At 69.4% G+C, this 18,686-nt stretch carries 17 protein-coding genes; 3 read left to right on the top strand and 14 right to left on the bottom strand.

Annotated elements, in window-relative coordinates:
• Window positions 1-92: 92 nt before the first annotated feature.
• The 5 genes from fusA to AB0N03_RS15150 all read right to left on the bottom strand — a co-directional run bounded on the left by fusA (window position 93) and on the right by AB0N03_RS15150 (window position 4,271).
• The gene (fusA, locus tag AB0N03_RS15170) at window positions 93-2,192 is read right to left on the bottom strand and encodes an elongation factor G (RefSeq protein WP_364370918.1); all 2,100 of its coding nucleotides are present in this window, start codon (window positions 2,190-2,192) and stop codon (window positions 93-95) included.
• 63 nt (window positions 2,193-2,255) lie between these two features.
• Window positions 2,256-2,726: a 30S ribosomal protein S7 gene (rpsG, locus tag AB0N03_RS15165; RefSeq protein WP_003102106.1), complete on the bottom strand. Its 471-nt coding sequence runs from the start codon at window positions 2,724-2,726 to the stop codon at window positions 2,256-2,258.
• Window positions 2,726-3,100, bottom strand: coding sequence for a 30S ribosomal protein S12 (rpsL, locus tag AB0N03_RS15160; protein ID WP_003102113.1), 375 nt, complete (start codon window positions 3,098-3,100; stop codon window positions 2,726-2,728). Before rpsL ends, rpsG begins: the two co-directional genes overlap by 1 nt.
• Before the next feature lie 569 nt (window positions 3,101-3,669).
• The gene (locus AB0N03_RS15155) at window positions 3,670-3,825 is read right to left on the bottom strand and encodes a hypothetical protein (protein WP_364370916.1); all 156 of its coding nucleotides are present in this window, start codon (window positions 3,823-3,825) and stop codon (window positions 3,670-3,672) included.
• 224 nt (window positions 3,826-4,049) lie between these two features.
• A complete protein-coding gene (locus AB0N03_RS15150; RefSeq protein WP_086675511.1) occupies window positions 4,050-4,271 on the bottom strand; it encodes a hypothetical protein in 222 nt (73 codons plus the stop codon).
• 58 nt (window positions 4,272-4,329) lie between these two features.
• Here AB0N03_RS15150 and AB0N03_RS15145 point away from each other — a divergent pair, with 58 nt between their 5' ends.
• On the top strand, window positions 4,330-4,809 hold the full coding sequence (locus AB0N03_RS15145) for a GNAT family N-acetyltransferase (RefSeq protein WP_364370914.1): 480 nt from the start codon (window positions 4,330-4,332) through the stop codon (window positions 4,807-4,809).
• Here the strand turns inward: AB0N03_RS15145 and AB0N03_RS15140 are convergent.
• The 7 genes from AB0N03_RS15140 to AB0N03_RS15110 form a co-directional block, all read right to left on the bottom strand.
• Entirely contained in the window at window positions 4,802-4,966 is a 165-nt protein-coding gene (locus AB0N03_RS15140) for a hypothetical protein (protein ID WP_364370913.1), read from the bottom strand. The genes AB0N03_RS15145 and AB0N03_RS15140 overlap by 8 nt on opposite strands.
• Before the next feature lie 134 nt (window positions 4,967-5,100).
• Entirely contained in the window at window positions 5,101-5,331 is a 231-nt protein-coding gene (locus tag AB0N03_RS15135; RefSeq protein ID WP_364370911.1) for a hypothetical protein, read from the bottom strand.
• Window positions 5,332-5,345: 14 nt separating this feature from the next.
• On the bottom strand, window positions 5,346-5,552 hold the full coding sequence (locus tag AB0N03_RS15130; protein ID WP_086857720.1) for a hypothetical protein: 207 nt from the start codon (window positions 5,550-5,552) through the stop codon (window positions 5,346-5,348).
• A gap of 26 nt (window positions 5,553-5,578) precedes the next feature.
• On the bottom strand, window positions 5,579-7,279 hold the full coding sequence (locus AB0N03_RS15125) for a hypothetical protein (RefSeq protein ID WP_364370909.1): 1,701 nt from the start codon (window positions 7,277-7,279) through the stop codon (window positions 5,579-5,581).
• 54 nt (window positions 7,280-7,333) lie between these two features.
• Window positions 7,334-9,190 (bottom strand): hypothetical protein, encoded by a 1,857-nt coding sequence (locus AB0N03_RS15120; protein ID WP_364370907.1) that lies wholly within the window; start codon window positions 9,188-9,190, stop codon window positions 7,334-7,336.
• A 309-nt stretch (window positions 9,191-9,499) separates the two neighbouring features.
• Window positions 9,500-10,141 carry a zinc ribbon domain-containing protein gene (locus tag AB0N03_RS15115; protein WP_364370905.1) on the bottom strand — a complete coding sequence of 214 codons (642 nt, stop codon included), beginning with the start codon at window positions 10,139-10,141 and terminating at the stop codon, window positions 9,500-9,502.
• Window positions 10,142-10,202: 61 nt separating this feature from the next.
• Window positions 10,203-11,375, bottom strand: coding sequence for an MFS transporter (locus AB0N03_RS15110; protein ID WP_364370903.1), 1,173 nt, complete (start codon window positions 11,373-11,375; stop codon window positions 10,203-10,205).
• Window positions 11,376-11,470: 95 nt separating this feature from the next.
• On the opposite strand from AB0N03_RS15110, the gene AB0N03_RS15105 reads away from it, so the two are divergent.
• Together AB0N03_RS15105 and AB0N03_RS15100 are read left to right on the top strand one after the other, a co-directional pair.
• Window positions 11,471-11,971 carry an Lrp/AsnC family transcriptional regulator gene (locus AB0N03_RS15105; RefSeq protein ID WP_364370901.1) on the top strand — a complete coding sequence of 167 codons (501 nt, stop codon included), beginning with the start codon at window positions 11,471-11,473 and terminating at the stop codon, window positions 11,969-11,971.
• 46 nt (window positions 11,972-12,017) lie between these two features.
• On the top strand, window positions 12,018-12,800 hold the full coding sequence (locus AB0N03_RS15100; protein WP_364370899.1) for a M15 family metallopeptidase: 783 nt from the start codon (window positions 12,018-12,020) through the stop codon (window positions 12,798-12,800).
• A gap of 53 nt (window positions 12,801-12,853) precedes the next feature.
• Here the strand turns inward: AB0N03_RS15100 and AB0N03_RS15095 are convergent, their stop codons facing one another.
• The gene (locus AB0N03_RS15095) at window positions 12,854-14,560 is read right to left on the bottom strand and encodes a hypothetical protein (protein ID WP_364370897.1); all 1,707 of its coding nucleotides are present in this window, start codon (window positions 14,558-14,560) and stop codon (window positions 12,854-12,856) included.
• Between the two features lie 161 nt (window positions 14,561-14,721).
• Window positions 14,722-18,633: a DNA-directed RNA polymerase subunit beta' gene (locus AB0N03_RS15090; protein WP_364370895.1), complete on the bottom strand. Its 3,912-nt coding sequence runs from the start codon at window positions 18,631-18,633 to the stop codon at window positions 14,722-14,724.
• Window positions 18,634-18,686: the final 53 nt, after the last annotated feature.

Here is an 18,686-nt window from a genome sequence, read left to right as displayed (position 1 = left end):
GGGGGGCAGCGTGGCTGCCGCCCCCCGAATGTTCCTAGTCTTTGCTGCGGACGTTCAGGAGTTTTCCTTTAAGCCCGCGCGCGGTGGGGGAGTTACTCCCCCGTCGCCTTCGCGATGATTTCCTTCGCGACGTTCGCGGGAACCTCGGCGTAGGAGTCGAACAACATGGAGTAGTTCGCCCGGCCCTGGGTGCGGGACCGAAGGTCGCCGACGTAGCCGAACATCTCCGACAGCGGGACCAGCGCCTTCACGACGCGGATGCCCGCCCGCTCCTCCATGGCCTGGATCTGACCACGACGGGAGTTGAGGTCACCGATGACGTCGCCCATGTAGTCCTCGGGCGTGGTCACCTCGACCGCCATCATCGGCTCCAGGATCACCGGGCCGGCCTTCCTCGCGGCTTCCTTCATCGCCATGGAACCGGCGATCTTGAACGCCATCTCCGAAGAGTCGACCTCGTGGTAAGCACCGTCCAGCAGGGTGAACTTCAACCCGACGAGCGGGTAGCCGGCCAGGACGCCGTACTGCATCGCGTCCTGCGCGCCCGCGTCGACCGACGGGATGTACTCCCGCGGCACGCGGCCACCGGACACCTTGTTGACGAACTCGTAGAGCGCGCCATCGGTGCGCTCGAGCGGCTCCAGCTTCACGATGACCTTCGCGAACTGGCCGGAACCACCGGTCTGCTTCTTGTGGACGAAGTCGAGCTTCTCGACCGTCTTCTTGATCGTCTCGCGGTAGGCGACCTGCGGCTTGCCGATGTTCGCCTCGACCTTGTAGTCGGACTTCATCCGGTTCACCAGCACCTCGAGGTGCAGCTCGCCCATACCCGCGATGATCGTCTGGCCGGTGTCCTCGTCCAGCTTGACCTGGAACGTCGGGTCTTCTTCGGCCAGCTTCTGGATCGCCAGGGACAGCTTCTCCTGGTCGGCCTTCGTCTTCGGTTCGATCGCGACCCGGATGACCGGCTCGGGGAACGTCATCGACTCGAGCACGATCGGGTTCTGCGGGTCCGCCAGGGTGTCACCCGTGGTGGTGTCCTTCAGCCCGATGACCGCGTAGATGTGGCCGACCTGGGCGTCGTTGACCGGGTTCTCCTTGTTGGAGTGCATCTGGAAGATCTTCCCGATGCGCTCCTTCCGGTCCTTGGTCGCGTTGACGACCTGGGCGCCGGCGGCAACCTTGCCCGAGTACACCCGGATGTAGGTCAGCTTGCCGAAGAACGGGTGCGCGGCGATCTTGAACGCGAGCGCGGCGAACGGCTCGTCGACCGACGCCTTGCGGGACGCGACGGTCTCGCCGTCGAGCAGCAGGCCCTCGACGGCCGGGACGTCCAGCGGGGTCGGCAGGTAGTCGATGACCGCGTCGAGCATGGGCTGCACGCCCTTGTTCTTGAACGCGGAACCGGCCAGCACCGGGAAGACCTGGCTGGTGATGGTGAGCTTGCGGATGCCGGACTTGATCTCGGCCTCCGTCAGCTCCACGCCCTCGAGGAACTTCTCCATCAGCGTGTCGTCCGCCTCGGAGACGGTCTCGATGAGCTTTTCGCGGTACTCCGCGGCCAGCTCGGCCAGCTCGGCCGGGATCTCCTCGATCGAGTAGTCCTCGCCCTTCTGGACCTCACCGCGCCAGGTCAGCGCCTTCATGCGGACCAGGTCGACGACGCCTTCGAAGTCGTTCTCGGCGCCGATCGGCAGCTGGATGACCAGCGGGCGGACGCCGAGGCGCTCCACGATGGTCTTCACGGTGTAGTAGAAGTCCGCGCCCAGCTTGTCCATCTTGTTGACGAAGCAGATGCGCGGGACGTCGTACTTGTCCGCCTGCCGCCAGACCTGCTCGGACTGCGGCTCGACGCCTTCCTTGCCGTCGAACACCGCGACCGCGCCGTCGAGCACCCGGAGGTTGCGCTCCACCTCGACGGTGAAGTCGACGTGGCCCGGGGTGTCGATGATGTTGATCTGGTGGTCGTCCCAGAAGGTGGTGGTCGCAGCCGAGGTGATGGTGATACCCCGCTTCTGCTCCTCCTCCATCCAGTCCATGGTGGCGGCGCCGTCGTGGACTTCACCGATCTTGTAGTTGACCCCGGTGTAGAACAGGATCCGCTCGGTGGTGGTCGTCTTGCCGGCGTCGATGTGGGCCATGATGCCGATGTTGCGGACCTTGTTCAGGTCGGTCAGCACGTCACGTGCCACGAGAATGTTCCCCTGTTCTCAAGCTTGGGGCCCGGCATGGCTTGGTCGACAGCCGGGCGGTCATCACCAGCGGTAGTGCGCGAAGGCCCGGTTGGACTCGGCCATCTTGTGCGTGTCCTCGCGACGCTTCACGGAGGCACCGAGGCCGTTGGAAGCGTCCAGGAGCTCGTTCTGCAGGCGCTCGATCATCGTCTTCTCGCGGCGAGCCTGCGAGAAGGAGACCAGCCAGCGCAGGGCCAGCGTGGTGGAGCGACCCGGCTTGACCTCGATCGGCACCTGGTAGGTGGCACCACCGACGCGGCGGCTCTTCACCTCGATGGTGGGCTTCACGTTGTCGAGGGCGCGCTTCAGCGTGACGACCGGGTCGGTGCCCGTCTTCTCGCGAGCGCCTTCGAGCGCGCCGTACACGATGCGCTCGGCCAGGGACCGCTTCCCGTCCTTCAGCACCTTGTTCACCAGCTGGGTGACCAGCGGGGAGGCGTAGACGGGGTCGGAGATCAGCGGCCGCTTCGGGGCCGGACCCTTGCGGGGCATTAGCTCTTCTCCTTCTTCGCGCCGTACCGGCTGCGCGCCTGCTTGCGGTTCTTGACACCCTGCGTGTCGAGCGAACCGCGGATGATCTTGTAACGGACACCCGGAAGGTCCTTCACACGACCACCACGCACGAGCACCATCGAGTGCTCCTGCAGGTTGTGGCCCTCACCGGGGATGTAGGCGGTGACCTCGATGCCGCTGGTCAGCTTCACACGCGCGACCTTGCGAAGCGCCGAGTTCGGCTTCTTGGGGGTCGTGGTGTACACGCGAGTGCACACGCCACGCCGCTGCGGGCTCCCCTTGAGGGCCGCGGTCTTCTGCTTGGCAGCCTTGTCCTGGCGGCCCTTGCGGACCAGCTGCTGGATCGTGGGCAATGGACCAGCTTCCTGTCGTGATCTGCTTCTTCGTGTCTTCACCGGCCCCCGCGGTCGGGCGTGTCGGCCCGCGTCACGGTCTTGCGACCGGTAACTTCCCGGAGGGATTTTCCGTCGGATCCCCGACCTGCCGAAGCCGGTGACCGGGTGCCTGAGCACCCCGCCCATGCCGCACGGCACGCGGAGCGGCCCGACGCCTGCCGGGCACGGTCTCCAAAGATACCCGCCCGGGTCCGGGCAGAGCGCGGCGGGGGGTCCGAAGGTCGGCGAACCTGCAGCCTACCTCTGACCAGCACCGGGCCGCGGGATGTTCCGCCAGGCCGGTCGTACCGGGGCCGCGCCGCGGTTTCCGGCGCTCACCACCGGAGTGATCGCGGCCGGAAACCCCAGCCGCATCCTGCACAACGCGCCCGGCCTGCGGAATGTTCCGAGCCGGAACGGTCGGCTCGCGTACCCGGACGGTCGGCTCACGTACCCACGCAGTCGGCTCACCGGCCGACCCTCCCGGCACGCGGGCCGACCCTCTGGGTACGTGAGCCGACCCTCTGGGTACGTGAGCCGGCCGCGGGTCAGTCCTCGTCGGGCTTCGCGTGGTCCGGCTTGCCCGGGTTCGGGTCGCGCGAGAGGTCGATGAGCGGGTGCACGCCCGCCCCCTCGGGCGCCGCGTGGCTACCGGTCTTCTTCGGCTCTTCGTCGGGCCCCGTGGCCCCTTCGCTGCTGCTCATCACGCACTCCTAGCGCTCTGCCCTGCTTCCCCTTGCGGCCGGAAACCTACCCATTACCCGGTCGGGTGATGCAGTGGGATCGAATCGGACGTTCCGTGCGTCACACTGTCGCCGAGCAGCCACGATGGGTGGTGAGCGCCGGGCGATCGGGGAGGAACGTCGGCGCGATGCGGCGCCGCCGAGGCCGATCACCTCACCGGCCGGCTCCCCGAGGCCTCGGGGGGTCAGCGGCGCCGCGTCGTCAGGTGAGTGAGGCCGGCCGACAGGGCGAACACCAGGCCCAGTCCGACGATGTACGGCCCCGCCAGCAGGGCGAACCCCGCGCCGATGTTGGCGTCGGCCTGCTCGTCCGACCGGAAGCCGATCGCCCCCACCGACAGCAGGATCGCTCCTGCCGTGATCAGCAGGACGGCCACCACCGTCAGGCGCTTCGTGACAGTCGTCATACGCCCATGGTGCCCGGGGCCGGGCGAATTCGCTGGACAGCGACCCCAGGATGAGGACGTGAACTGGAAGATCACCCAGATCGACGTCGCTCACCCGGACGCCGTCGCGATCATGCGCGTGTACATGGACGAAGTCGCTTCGCGCTACTACGGGCGCCCGATCACCGAAGCCGAGCTCACGCGGTACGTGGCCGAGGAACCCGGCACCGACCTGGTGCCGCCCACCGGGGCGTTCCTCATCGGGTACCGCGACGGCGAAGCCGCGGGCTGCGCCGGGACCCGCGTCGTCGCGCCGGGGATCAGCGAGCTGACGAAGGTGTTCGTCAAGCCGGGTCACCGGGGTACCGGCGGCGGCCCCGTACTGGTGAGGGCCGCCGAGGACGCGGCCCGGCGGCTCGGCTCGGACCTCATGCGGCTCGACACCCGCGACGACCTCGTCGAGGCCCGCGCGCTCTACGCGAAGACCGGCTACGACGAGGTCGAGCCCTTCAACGACGGGCAGTTCGCCGAGCACTGGTTCGCGAAGGCCCTCAGCTGAGCCGGCCGGTGCAGGCCGCGACCTCGCCCGGTGCCGACTTCTGCAAGGTGACGACGCGCCCGCCGAGCGCGATGCGGCACTCCACCGCGCCGGTCCCCTGGCCGAGCAGCTGGACCGACCCGGCCGACGGCCACGAGAGCTCCTTCCGCCACGGCAAGGCGACGTCCGGCTCCTGGTGGACCAGGCCGAGCCCGTTCGAGTCGTAGACGACCGAGCCTGCCGATGAGCTGCCGGTTCATGGTGGCTCCCAGAGGAAACGGCGGCCCCTCGGGCGAGGGGCCGCCGGAAGGGTCAGAAGGAGGGCAGGATCTTGCCCGGCACGCCGTTGATCGACTGGATCAGGCCGAGCACCGGGACGCCGAGCGGCGCGAACGTCCAGATGTTGTTCAGCCCACTGGTGTCCGGCTCGTCGACCACGACGACACCGGGGGCGTCGGCGGCCAGCGCGGGCGCCGCCGCGCCGAACAGGGCCGCACCGGCGAGGACCGCGGCACCGGCCGCGCGAGCGAGGTTCTTCTTCATGTGTTCTCTGCCTTTCAGGAAACCGCGGTGATGAGGTCGAAGACGGGGGCGAGCAGGTCGACCGGCTGGCCGAGCGGCCCGAGCACGCCGCCGAGGTCGACGCCGGGCACGAGCCAGACGGAGCCGTCGGTCGGGTCGGCACTCGCGACACCGGCGGCCAGGCCGGTGAACGCCGTCGCCGCGACGAGCGGCAACAGCACGCGGGCAGCAAGACGCTTCATACTTTTCCTTTCGTACCAAGGGTTTTTCAGCGGAGAACCGACGTGATCGGCACGATGGTTCCGTCCGGGACCCACTGGCCCGCGTAGTCGCGGTCCATCACCATTCCCGTGGCGTGGGGTTCGGTGGGGTACATCGGCATGGCGTTGACCTGGGCGGCGGCGAAGATCTGGACGTCCGCCGCCGGCCGGTCGGCGCCCAGCCAGTCGCGGAAGCCGCCGAGCGTCGGGCTTTCGCCGCCGAAGCGGTCGCCGACCGCGACGGCGTACCCGACCGCGGTCGCTTCCCGCGGGTCGAACCGCAGCGGCAGCGACGCGCTCGCGACCGCGTTGACGATCGGCCCGTTCAGCAGCCACGGCGCCAGGTAGAGCCCGTACTGGTGCGTGGGTTCGAGGCGCTGCAGCTCGGCGGCCCGCGTCATCGCCGGGTACCCGGCGGCCCAGCCGGAGACGACGACGAGCGCGGTGTCGGGCCCGGCGTCCGGCCGCACGGCCAGTCCGGTGCGCGACGCCGTCTGACGCACCAGCTTCGCCGCCGCGACCCCGCGCGGGGAGTCGTCCTCGACCAGCGTGAGCGCGGACGGCTTCCGCCCGGCGAGGAACTCGACGAGCTTGACCAGCGCCCCGCCGTCTTCCGGCGTCAACGCGTCGGACGGGCACGACGTCAGCACGTCGGCGCGGCCGGCGACCAGGCCGCCGAGAGCCGCCGACGCGCATTCCGGCGCGTCGGCCTCCGTGATCGCCGGGCCGGGCGCGCTGCCCGCGTCGACTTCGACGACCGTCGTGGTGTCGCCGCGGCGGATCTCCAGGTCACTGCGGCCGGGCGGCAGGTCGACGTCGGCCCACGTGCCCTCGGCGCCGGGCCGCGCGACGGCCTTCGTGACCAGGCCGCCGCGGACGCCGGTGGACAGGTCGTCCCCCGCGCTCGGCGGAAAGTGGACGACGTTGTGCCCCGGCCGTTGCGGGCTGAGCAGCACCGGAAATCCCGGCGCGTCGGCCAGCAGCGGCACGCCGGGCAGCGGCGGCGGCGCGGGGATCGCGCCCAGTGCGGCCCAGGCGAGGAACCCGAGCGCGACGGCGGCGGCACCGAACCGGTAGGCGCGGTCTTTGACCAGCCCGGCGAGGACGCTCACGACAACCGGCAGGACCACGACGGCGAGCACGGCGAGCCCGAAGAGCGTCGTGTAGAGCCGCCGGTCGAAGCCGAGACCGGACAAGCCGAACCGCACCGCGCCGGCCAGGACCAGCAGGCCGCCGAGAGTGCTGGCCAGGGGCCCGGGACGGAGAGCCGGCGTCGTCACCGGCCCGAGCAGCGTGAAGCCGAACCACACGGCCGCACCGGCGACGAACACCGTGTCGATCGCGAACTCGACGCCGGTGCCGCCGAGCGACGTCTCCAGCACGACCAGGGCCAGCAGCGCGACCGACGCCCAGCGGACGGCCCGCGGCCACCGCAGGAGGATCGGCACGGCCACCGCGAGCACAACGTGGATCGCCAGCGCGATCACGTTGATGTCGACCGCGAACTCGGACACCACGGCGAGCAGCGCCGAAAGCCCGCCGAGGACGTACAGGATGAGTTTCGCCCGGCGTGGCAGCTCCCCGATGAGCGGGCGCAGCAGGCCACCGCCGGCGAGGAACGCCGTCGCAAGCAGCAACGCCAGCCGCAGCGTGAGCGCCAGCACGTCCACTGTGGACGAACCGGTCGGCGTGTCGTGGGAGTGCTCCATCAGGGACCTTCCGGGAGAGCGGGCGGGGTCGCGAGCGGCCCCGCCCGCTGGCGGCTACTTGATGTCCGCGTCCGCGACCACGAACAGCTCGGAGTGCGGCTTGGCGTTGCCGAAGTCCCCGTGCGGCCACGACTTGCGGTTGAAGTTGATGCCGACCTGCCCGGTGAACTCGTCCCGGAAGTCCTGGTCGACCGCGACCTTCCCGTCCGGGCCGAGGTTCAGCAGGTTGACCTTGTGGTCACCGTCCAGACCGGACCGCGCGACGAAGTAGTTCGACACCGCGAGGTGCTGCGGCGACGTCGTTTCGCGGTAGAAGCCGTCGCTGCCGAGCGCCCAGTTGTCGTAGGCGCCCCAGTGCGGGCCCGCGCCCGGCGTGCCGGGGTTGATCGGGGCCGCGCCGACGACGGTCGGCAGGTCGCCGCCCCCGCCCTGCTGCGCCTTCGCCTTGGTGTCGACCCGGCCTTCGATGTCCTCGATCCGGTCGCCGGCGTTGACCAGCTTCCGGATGTCGAGGACGTAGACGCCGCCGGTGGTGCCGGGGTCGTCGGCCGAGAGGGTGCCCTTCTGCCGCCCGACGATCGCGCGGTAGAGGTACTTGTCGTCGGGGCTGGTCTGGATCCAGCCGCCGTTGGAGCTGGCGCCGTTGGAATCGTTGGTGGCGTAGATGGACTTGTTCGCGGCGCCGTCGTCGAACACCTCGATCCAGTGCGGCTCGGCCGCGGTGATGTCCGGCGTGTAGAACACCGCCCCGCCCTGCATGGTCTGGGCGAACGCGCCCTTGTGACCGGGCAGGTTCGTCACGGTGGTCTCCATGACCGCGCGGCTCTCGGCGTGCAGCGGGTCGGCGGGATCGGCGCGCGGGCCGTCCTGCAGGTACGACACCGACTTCAGCTTCGGGTGGTTGCGGTCGGAGATGTCCCAGGTCCGCACGGTCGGCCGGCGCAGGTACGGCGACGGCTGCTTCACCGGGTCGAGGATGATGTTGCGCGGCTCGGCGTAGTCGCTCGTGACGAGCGTGTTCAAGTCCTCGCGGGCCTGGATGCCGTGCGGGTTGGCGCAGGTCGGCTTGCCCAGCTGCGGCAGGTTGTCGCACAGCTTCTGGTTGTCGCCCTGCGGCGTCGCCGCCGGGGACTCCGACAGCACCTCGGCGTTCTTCCCGAAGTGGACGACTTCACCGGGGCTGCCCGCGAAGCCGTTGCCGATCTGGGTGGAGCCGTCGGCGTAGGAGTGCGGGCCCGGCACGACCGGGCCGCCCATGTACGTGCCGTACGCGGTGCCGTCCTTCAGAACCCAGTAGGCGTCCGGGACGCTGCCGCCGAGTGTGTTGGTCGGCAGGCTGACGCCCTTGAGCTTCAGCTGCGGCAGCGCGCTGACGTCGAAGGCGTACGTCGCGGCGGCGAACAGCGCGCCGGCGTAGACGGTGTCGCCCTGGTGCCACACGTACTGCATGTGGTGCGGCTCGTTCTCGACCAGCGGGCCGACGGTGGCGGTGTTGACGACCTTGCCGTAGGTCGGCGAACCCTGCGTCGCGTCGATCACGGCGAGGAAGTCCGGGCCGGGCAAGGCGTTCTTGAGCTTGTTGAGGCCCCCGCCGAGGGTGCCGGGCAGGTTCTTGACGTCCTTCACGAGCGTGTCGGCGATGTTCTCGTCACCGGCCCAGACGAGCAGCCACTTCTTCGGCGTGCCGGACGCCGACCGCGACTGCGCCGACAAGTCCTTCGTCACCAGGTGGTTCTGCACCCAGTACTGCTTGCCGTCGGACGCGGTCTTCGCGTCGGTGACGGTCTGGACGTCGGCGTACGCGCCGGTGGACGAACCGGTGTAGGTGACCGCGCCGGCCGCGAGGGCGAGCGCCGCGGCGCCGGTCACCACCTTTCGCCACCGGCCCGGGCGCAACGGAGTTGATCGCATGGTTCCCCCTGTTCTTCGCACGGACGGAAACCGTTGGGACACAACGGAAAGCTGACGTCAGCGGACCCGAACGGGATATTCGCGCCAAGCGGGCAAAGCGTCCAGCCGTGATCAAAGAATGAGACTCGACCCAATCGGGTGAATCTCCCACGACGTGGGCCGAGTTGACGCCGTCCGCAGCGCCGAATGGGTGAGTGAACGACCTGACCCAACCGGCGGCGTCACGGTTGGTCACAATGGAGCAGCCCCGGCACCTGAACGCCGGGGCTGCGAGTTACGAATTCGTTATAAAATGCCGGGAAACTTCGGTCAGAGTTTGCTGCCGCAGTCCGAGCAGAACAGCGCGCCGGGCTTGTTGCCCTCGCTCCCGCAGCCGCCGCAGCGGACCTTCAGCGCCAGCGAAGTCCCGCACGACGAGCAGAACTTGCCACCCTCGGCCTTCAGGCCGCAGCCCGGGCAGGTGACCTTCGCCCGGGTGTCGAGGTCCAGGTCGGACGTCCAGTCCTTCTCGCGGGCCTTGTCCCAGATCTGGTCGCGCTGCGCGGACGCCTGAGCGCGCGAGATCTCCTCGGGGACGCTCGGCGAGCAGCGCAGGCACTGGCCGATCTCCTCGTTCCAGCACTGGTCGTGGCACATCCAGTCGCCGCAGCCGCGGCACTGGCGGAAGCTCGGCGTGATCTCCTCGACCGCCGCGGCCAGCGCGCGGTCCTTGGCGGGCGAGTTCGTCGCGCGGTCGTAGCGCCACTGGTCGGCCGAGTTGCTCAGGTCTCGCAGCGTCCCGCCGAAGAACGACCCGACAGTGCGAAGCACGCTTCGCCCGGTTTCCATGTTGTCGCGCTGGAACGCGGAACGGAAACCGTTGCCGCAGCGTTCGCACCGGAACTCGAACTGGTACCCCTGCGTGTTGGAGAGGTCCGAAAAGTTGTCCGTGAAGGGGACAGAGTCAGCCACGGCCCATCTTCGCCAGTGAACCGCGGAAGCGGCGACGAGAGATTTGCCGACAACGACGCGGCTACCGGCCGTCACGGGATACCAGCAGGGCCAACGGAAGCAGCGCCAAAACGCCGCCGACGACCGCCACGAGCGCGTACCCACCGCCGGCAAACAGCTGTCCGGACCCCAAACCGGCCAAAGCGGACGCCGACCAGACCACCGCGTCCACCGTGCCCTGCGCCCGGCTGCGCGTCTCCGGCGGGAGGTCGCGGCTCAGCTGCGCGCTGCCGCCGACGAACACCAGGTTCCAGCCGTACCCCAGCAGGAACAACGCGACCGGCAGGCCGGACGTGTGCGCGGTCGGCGCCGCGAGCACGGTCGCCGTCGACAGCGCCAGGACACCGAGGCCCGCGTTGATCGTGACGCGCGGGCCCCAGCGGTCGGCGATCCGGCCGGACAGCGGCGCCAGCGCGAACATGCCGAACAGGTGCGCGCTCAGCACCCAGCCGACGACGTCGAGACCGTGCCCGTGGTTCTCCAGCTGCACCGGCGTCATCGTCATGACCGCGACCATCGTCAGCTGCGCGGCGACCATCGCGATCAGCGGGCGGACGACGCCGGTCGCGCGCACCGGCGCGGCTGCCGCCTTTTCCCGTGGGGGCGGGACGTGCCGCGGGAGGAACGCGGCCGCCAGCGCCGCTCCCGCCGTGGCCAGCACCGCGACCGCGACCGGCCCGGACAGCGACGGCCAGCCGAAGCCGGTGACGACGTCCGCCGCCGGGGCCATCAGCGCCGGCCCGGCGAGCGCACCGACGGTCCCGGCCCACACGACGTTCGAGAGCGCACGGCCCCGGCGTTCCTCCGGGTACAGGTCCGCGGCCAGGTAGCGCGACAGCTGCGCGCCGCCGTTGCCGAGGCCGACCAGCAGGATGCCCAGCAGGAGCGGCACCAGTGACGTCGTCAGCGCGCCGGCGAACGCGATCAGCGCGCCGGCCGCGGCGACGCCGTACCCGGCGGCCAGCACGCGACGGCGGCCGTGCCCCGGCAGCAGCAGCCCCGCGCCGAGCGCGCCGGCGGCCGTGCCGAGCACGTTCGCGACGCTCGGCAGGCCGCTCCACCCCGGCCCGCTGCCCGCGGCGACGATCAGCGTGGCCGCGGTGCTCAGGCCGACCGTCGCCGTGTTGAGCAGCGCGACGCCGGCGAACAACGCACCCATCGACCGAGCCCGGCCGGTCACCGTCAAAGTCCCCATGACCGGCAACTTTAGGAACTTCCGACGCTCTTTCGAAGGGCTGGTCGACGGCAAATGCGTCGCCACGGCCGCGATTCGGAAGGAAGATGAGCCCCATGACCTTCCGTTCGGAAAAGCCCCTGGACGACGTCGACTGGCGGCTGCTGGACCTGCTGCAGACCGACGGGAGGCTCTCGTTCAAGGAGCTGGGCCGGCGGATCAACCTTTCGGCGCCGGCGGTGGCCGAGCGGGTGCGTCGGCTGGAGGAGACCGGGGTGATCACCGGCTACCGGGCGCAGGTCGACTCGCGGCGCGCGGGCCAGCCGCTGCAGGCGTTCGTCGAGATGCGCTGCGCGCTGAGCAGCTGCCTGCTCAAGACGTCGAAGTCCGAGGACTACCCGGAGGTCGTCGAGATCCACCGCCTGTCCGGCGACCACTGCACGATGCTGAAGATCCGCGCGGCCTCGCTCGAGCACTTCGAGGGACTGCTGGAGCGGCTCGGCAAGCACGGCGAGCTGCGGTCGTCGGTGGTGCTGTCGACGCAGTTCGAGGGACGGCCGGTGCAGCCGCCCTCCGATGACTTCCTGCGCGCGACGACGTCGGAGGGCTGGTCTTGACCGGTTGGCGGCTGATTGTCCGGTGCCCGGCTGATAGACGAGAGGGATGCCGATCTTCCGTGCGCTGGCCGTGACCCTCACCGCCTTGGCCGCCCTCACCGTCCCCGCTACCGCACAGGCCGCGACGCCGACCGCTCCTCGCGAGTTCGTCGCGCTCTCCGATGTCGCGCCGTCCATCCTGCAGGACATCCGCTACGCCACCCGGCACAACTTCGTCGGCCGGCGCATCGACGGCTACCTCGAGCCCACCTGCATCCTCACCCGGCAGGCCGCCGAAGGCCTGCGGCAGGCGCAGGCGAAGCTGCGGCAGCAGGGCTACACGCTCAAGGTCTACGACTGCTACCGCCCGCAGCGCGCGGTCGACCACTTCGTGCGGTGGGCGAAGGACCTCGCCGACGAGAAGATGAAGGCGGAGTTCTACCCGAACGTCGCCAAGGACCGGCTGTTCGAGGACGGCTACATCGCCGAGAAGTCCGGGCACAGCCGCGGCAGCACCATGGACCTCACCGTCGTGAAGCTCCCGCCGCGCTTCCAGCGCCCGTACGTCCCCGGTGAGCCGCTCGTGGCGTGCTTCGCGCCGCGGAACCAGCGCTTTCCGGACAACATGGTCGACATGGGCACCGGCTACGACTGCTTCGACCCGCTGGCCCACACCGACAACCCGGCGATCACCGGCGTCGCGCGGCAGAACCGCGACCTGCTGCGGACCACGATGATCGCGGCGAGCTTCCACAACCTGCCCGAGGAGTGGTGGCACTACACGCTCGACGGCGAACCGTTCCCGGACACGTACTTCGACTTCCCGGTTTCGCGCTGCAGCCTGCGCTGAACCGGAAAAGCGCCCCTGAGTCCACAGTGGACTCAGGGGCGCTTCGCGTTTCGTCAGGCCGCGTTCCGGCGCCGGCGGGCGCCGATCACCAGGCCACCGCCGAGCGCCAGGGCGATCAACGCGAGCGCGCCGAGCCCGAGCGCGTCGACGCCGGTGCTGGCGAGCCCACTGCCGCTCTCACCACCGCCGGTGCCGCCGGCCGCGCCGGTGGTCGAGGTCGGGGCGGCGGCGGTGCAGTCCGCCGGGTTGGCCGGGACCGTCGGCAGCGGCGCGTCGCCCTGCTCGGCGTCGATCACCACCTGGTTGGGGTGATCGGCCGGCCCGAAGACGTTGATCGAGGTCGGGTTGTCGTACTTGATCTTCCAGCCCTTCGGCGGCAGGAAGAAAAGCCGGTACTCGGGTCCGGGCACGACGTCGTGGAACTCGAAGTGCCCGTTCACGTCGGTCGTCTGCTCCCCGGTGACCGGACAGTGCTGGTCGGACACCAGCACGACCTTGACCCCGGCGACACCGTGCTTCTCGCCGCGGACTGCGACGTCACCGGTGACGGTGGCCTTGGCGCCCGGAACCGCCGCCTGGTCGGAAGCCCGCACGCGGTTGTCGAGGTCGACGCCGCGATACCCGAAGTCACAGGCTGCCATGACGTAACCGCGGTTGAGGGCGGCTTGCGGCACCGTCTCGGACACGTCGACCGTCCGAGTCTGCCCGGGCGCGATCGTCACCCCGCCTGCGGCGAGGTCACCCCACCCCGGACCCCGGCCGCTGAGGATGTAGTCGTTCCCGACCTGGTTGCACTCGGCCACGATGCCGGTGAGCGGGATCGGGCCGGAGTTGGCCAGCGTCACGGTGACGTGCGCGAGGTCGCCGGTCTGGTAGGTGTCCTGGGTGAAAGCCATCGACGCCTTGAGTGCGCCGTCCAGCGGCGGCGCGCCGCGGACGACCAGTTTGGTGTCCGAGCCGACCTGCACGGTCTCGAAGGGGAACAGCCAGCCGTCGATCACCTCGCCGCCGATGACGTACTCACCCGCCGGGACCTCGCCGAAGTCGAGGGCGCCGCTCTCGTCGCTCGTGGCTTTGTAAGTGAGGTTGCGGTGCTGGAGGGTGACGGTGGTGCCCTTCAGCTCTTCACCCCGGTCGAGCCGGCCGTCGCCGTTCCGGTCGCCGTACACGACACCGGACGCGTGACCGGTCTTCGTCGCGAGGTGGACCGTCTCGTCGAAGCTGGGCGCGACGCCGTGGCCGTCCTTGTCGAACACGAAGCCGCGGACCTTCGCGTGGTCCTGGCTGATGTCCTGGATCTGCCCGACGACGGCCCGCTCGAAGGTCTGCCCCGGCTGCAACGTCACCCCGGGCTTCTGGCTGAGCGGGCCCCAGCCGTCGAGGAACGGGACCACCAGATCATCCGGGTTGAAGAAGAACTGGGTGATCTGCAGACCTTCCACCGGGACGCTGCGGGTGTTCGTGATCTTGATGCTGAAGTGGACGTCCTCGTTGGTCGGGTACGACGGCTTGAAGTCGAACGACACGGCGAGGTCCGGCTGCGGGACGGGATCGTCCTGCGGCTGCGCCGCCGCCGGCTTGCTCTCCGGCGCGCCGGAGGCCGGCTGCGCGGAGCTGCTCGGCGCTTCCTCCGATGTGGACGGTGCGGCCGACGTCGGCTCTTCCGCTCCGGCCGGCGCGGCGAACACGCCGGTCAACGCCGACGCGGTGGCGAGCGCGGCGGCGTAGACCGCCGCTCTTCGCACGATGGATCTGTTCACGAACAGTCACCCCTGAATACCCGTTGGATACGCGCAAAGCCCCCGAACCGCGTGAACCTGATCAATCTAGCCGGGTGGGCCGTCGATTTGGATGACACTTCGGAAACGGGAAAGGCCCCCGCCGGAATCCCGGCGAGGGCCTTTCCCGTGGTTCGGCTTCGTCAGCGGAAGTCGCGGCCGAAGTCGTAGTCGTCCAGCGGAACCGCGGCACCGGTGCCCGTACCGAACACGTCCGGGGTGTAGTAACCGTCGTCGTAGGACGGGATCGCGTACGCCGCGACCCGGGCCTCTTCCGTCGGCTGCACCTGGATGTTGCGGTACTTGTTGATGCCCGTACCGGCCGGGATCAGCTTACCGATGATCACGTTCTCCTTGAGGCCCACGAGCCGGTCCGAGCGGCCGTTGATGGCCGCGTCGGTCAGGACGCGCGTGGTCTCCTGGAACGACGCCGCCGACAGCCACGAGTCCGTGGTGAGCGACGCCTTCGTGATCCCCATCAGCACCGGACGACCCGAAGCCGGCTCGCCGCCTTCGGCGACCGACGCCCGGTTCGTCGCCTCGAACTTGGTCCGCTCGGGCAGCTCGCCCGGCAGGAAGTCCGTGCCGCCCGAATCGATGACCGTCACCCGGCGCAGCATCTGCCGGACGATGACCTCGATGTGCTTGTCGTGGATCGACACACCCTGCGCCCGGTACACCTTCTGGACCTCGTCCGTCAGGTGCATCTGCGCCTCGCGCGGCCCCATGACCCGCAGGACCTCGTGCGGGTCCGGCGTGCCCTCGAGCAGCTGCTGGCCGACGTTGACGTGGTCGCCGTCGCCCAGCGGGCCGTTCGGGGTGTTCGCGAGCCGCTGACGCTTGGACAGCTTGTCGAAGACGATCTCTTCGCCGCCGTCGTCCGGGATCAGCGTGATCTTCCAGAACCGCTCGCTCTCCTCGATGCGCACGCGGCCATCGACGTCGGCGATCGGCGCCTTGCCCTTCGGGACACGAGCTTCGAAGAGCTCCTGCACCCGGGGCAGACCGGTCGTGATGTCGTCACCGGCGACACCACCCTGGTGGAACGTACGCATCGTCAGCTGCGTACCCGGCTCACCGATCGACTGGGCCGCGACGATACCCACGGCCTCGCCGACGTCGACGAGCAGACCGGTCGCCATCGAGCGGCCGTAGCAGGTCGCGCAGATACCGACGACCGACTCGCAGGTCAGCACCGAGCGGACCTTGACCTTCGAGATGCCGCTGGAGAGCAGCTTGTCGAGGGCCGGGTCGCCGATGTCGTCGCCCGCGTTCAGCACGACGTTGCCCTTGGCGTCCACCGCGTCCGTCGCGAGGTTCCGCGCGTACACGGAGGTCTCGACGTGCTGGTCGCGCAGCACCTTGCCGTCGCCGATGTCCTCGCCGATCGGCATCATGATGCCGCGGGTGGTGCCGCAGTCGGTCTCGCGGACGATGACGTCCTGCGAGACGTCCACCAGACGCCGGGTCAGGTAACCCGAGTCGGCGGTCCGCAGCGCCGTGTCCGCCAGGCCCTTCCGGGCACCGTGCGTCGCGATGAAGTACTCCGCCACCGACAGGCCTTCACGGAAGTTGGCCTTGATCGGACGCGGGATGTACTCACCCTTCGGGTTCGACACCAGGCCACGCATGCCGGCCAGCGACCGGACCTGCGTCATGTTGCCCGCCGCGCCCGACTTCACGATCACGGCGATCGGGTTGTCGTCCGGCAGCGCCGTCTCCATGATCTTGTGGACCTCTTCGGTGGCCTGCGTCCACACCTTGACGAGCTCGTTGTTGCGCTCGGTGTGCGACAGCTGACCACGCTGGTAGCGCTTCTCCACCTGGGAGGCCTTGCCCTCGTACTCGTCGAGGATGGCCGCCTTGCCCACCGGGGTGAGCACGTCCGAGATGGCGATGGTGACGCCCGAGCGGGTCGCCCAGTAGAAACCGGCGTCCTTCAGGCGGTCCAGGGTCTGCGCGACCTGGGTCATCGAGTACCGCTCGGCGAGGTCGTTCACGATCGCGGCCTGACGCTTCTTCGGCATCGGCTCGTTGATGAACGGGTAGTCCGCCGGCAGCAGCTCGTTGAACAGCACGCGGCCCAGGGTCGTCTCGGCCAGCCACATCTTGCCCGGCTCCCAGCCCTTCTCCGCGAGCGCCGCTTCGTCGGCCTTCGCCGGCTGACGGTCGGTGATGCGGATCTTGACCGGGGCGTGCAGGCTCAGCGCCTTGCGGTCGAAGGCCATGATGGCCTCGGACGTCGACGAGTACGCGTTGCCCGCACCCTCGGCGTCCTCGGTGAGGCGGGTCAGGTGGAACAGGCCCGTCACCATGTCCAGGCGCGGCATGGCGAGCGGACGGCCCGACGCCGGCGACAGGATGTTGTTCGCCGACAGCATCAGGATCCGGGCCTCGGCCTGCGCCTCGGCCGACAGCGGCAGGTGCACCGCCATCTGGTCACCGTCGAAGTCCGCGTTGAACGCCTCGCAGACCAGCGGGTGCAGCTGGATGGCCTTGCCCTCGACCAGCTGCGGCTCGAAGGCCTGGATGCCGAGGCGGTGCAGCGTCGGCGCGCGGTTCAGCATCACCGGGTGGCCGGTGATGACCTCTTCGAGCACGTCCCACACCTGCGGCCGCGAGCGCTCCACCATCCGCTTGGCGGACTTGATGTTCTGCGCGTGGTTCAGGTCGACCAGCCGCTTCATGACGAACGGCTTGAACAGCTCGAGCGCCATGTCCTTCGGCAGGCCGCACTGGTGCAGCTTCAGCTGCGGGCCGACGATGATGACCGAACGGCCCGAGTAGTCGACACGCTTGCCGAGCAGGTTCTGGCGGAACCGGCCCTGCTTGCCCTTGAGGAGGTCGGACAGCGACTTCAGCGGCCGGTTGCCCGGGCCGGTGACCGGACGCCCGCGGCGGCCGTTGTCGAACAGCGCGTCGACGGCCTCCTGCAGCATCCGCTTCTCGTTGTTGACGATGATCTCGGGCGCACCGAGGTCGATCAGCCGCTTGAGGCGGTTGTTGCGGTTGATCACGCGGCGGTACAGGTCGTTCAGGTCCGACGTCGCGAACCGGCCACCGTCGAGCTGCACCATCGGGCGCAGGTCCGGCGGGATGACCGGGACGGCGTCGAGCACCATGCCGCGCGGGTCGTTGCCGGTGGCCTGGAACGCCGCGACGACCTTGAGCCGCTTCAGCGCGCGGAGCTTCTTCTGCCCCTTGCCGTTGCGGATGGTGTCGCGCAGGTTGTCGGCCTCGGCCGCGACGTCGAACTCGGCGGCCAGCTTCTGGATGGCCTCCGCGCCCATGCCGCCGGTGAAGTACTCGCCGTAGCGGTCGACGAGCTCGCGGTAGAGCAGCTCGTCGGCGATCAGCTGACGCACGTCCAGCTTCGTGAAGGTCGTCCAGACCTCTTCGAGGCGGTCCAGCTCGCGGCCGGCGCGGTCGCGCAGCTGGCGCATCTCACGCTCGCCGCCCTCCTTGACCTTGCGGCGGACGTCGGACTTGGCGCCCTCGGCCTCCAGCTCGGCCAGGTCGGCTTCCAGCTTCTGCGCCCGGATCTCGATGTCCGAGTCACGCTTGGTCTCGAGGTTCTTGCGCTCGACGCCGATCTCGTTCTCGAGGGTCGGCAGGTCGTTGTGGCGCAGCTCCGTGTTCACGCCCGTGATGACGTAAGCAGCGAAGTAGATGATCTTCTCGAGGTCCTTCGGCGCCAGGTCCAGCAGGTAGCCGAGGCGCGAGGGAACACCCTTGAAGTACCAGATGTGGGTGACCGGGGCGGCCAGCTCGATGTGGCCCATCCGCTCGCGGCGCACCTTGGCGCGAGTCACCTCGACGCCGCAGCGCTCACAGATGATGCCCTTGAAGCGGACGCGCTTGTACTTGCCGCAGTAGCACTCCCAGTCCCGGGTCGGACCGAAGATCTTCTCGCAGAAGAGGCCGTCCTTCTCGGGCTTGAGCGTCCGGTAGTTGATGGTCTCCGGCTTCTTGACCTCGCCGTAGGACCACTGACGGATGTCGTCAGCAGTGGCGAGACCAATGCGGAGCTCATCGAAAAAGTTGACGTCCAGCACGTCTAGATCCCCTTGGGGTTGTTTCGGCTAGAGAGGGGGTGGCGGGCGAGCGA

Source organism: Amycolatopsis sp. NPDC051061, assembly GCF_040682935.1.
Lineage (GTDB): Bacteria > Actinomycetota > Actinomycetes > Mycobacteriales > Pseudonocardiaceae > Amycolatopsis.
Note: the sequence above shows the minus strand (reverse complement) of the source record. Positions and strands in the feature narration are given on the sequence as shown.

What these genes read in the sequence shown, in the direction of transcription:
- rpsG (WP_003102106.1), bottom strand. Translation starts at nt 2,726, where the DNA reads ATGCCCCGCAAGGGTCCGGCCCCGAAGCGGCCGCTGATCTCCGACCCC.
- AB0N03_RS15155 (WP_364370916.1), bottom strand. Translation starts at nt 3,825, where the DNA reads ATGAGCAGCAGCGAAGGGGCCACGGGGCCCGACGAAGAGCCGAAGAAG.
- AB0N03_RS15150 (WP_086675511.1), bottom strand. Translation starts at nt 4,271, where the DNA reads ATGACGACTGTCACGAAGCGCCTGACGGTGGTGGCCGTCCTGCTGATC.
- AB0N03_RS15135 (WP_364370911.1), bottom strand. Translation starts at nt 5,331, where the DNA reads ATGAAGAAGAACCTCGCTCGCGCGGCCGGTGCCGCGGTCCTCGCCGGT.
- AB0N03_RS15130 (WP_086857720.1), bottom strand. Translation starts at nt 5,552, where the DNA reads ATGAAGCGTCTTGCTGCCCGCGTGCTGTTGCCGCTCGTCGCGGCGACG.
- AB0N03_RS15125 (WP_364370909.1), bottom strand. Translation starts at nt 7,279, where the DNA reads ATGGAGCACTCCCACGACACGCCGACCGGTTCGTCCACAGTGGACGTG.
- AB0N03_RS15120 (WP_364370907.1), bottom strand. Translation starts at nt 9,190, where the DNA reads ATGCGATCAACTCCGTTGCGCCCGGGCCGGTGGCGAAAGGTGGTGACC.
- AB0N03_RS15110 (WP_364370903.1), bottom strand. Translation starts at nt 11,375, where the DNA reads ATGGGGACTTTGACGGTGACCGGCCGGGCTCGGTCGATGGGTGCGTTG.
- AB0N03_RS15105 (WP_364370901.1), top strand. Translation starts at nt 11,471, where the DNA reads ATGACCTTCCGTTCGGAAAAGCCCCTGGACGACGTCGACTGGCGGCTG.
- AB0N03_RS15100 (WP_364370899.1), top strand. Translation starts at nt 12,018, where the DNA reads ATGCCGATCTTCCGTGCGCTGGCCGTGACCCTCACCGCCTTGGCCGCC.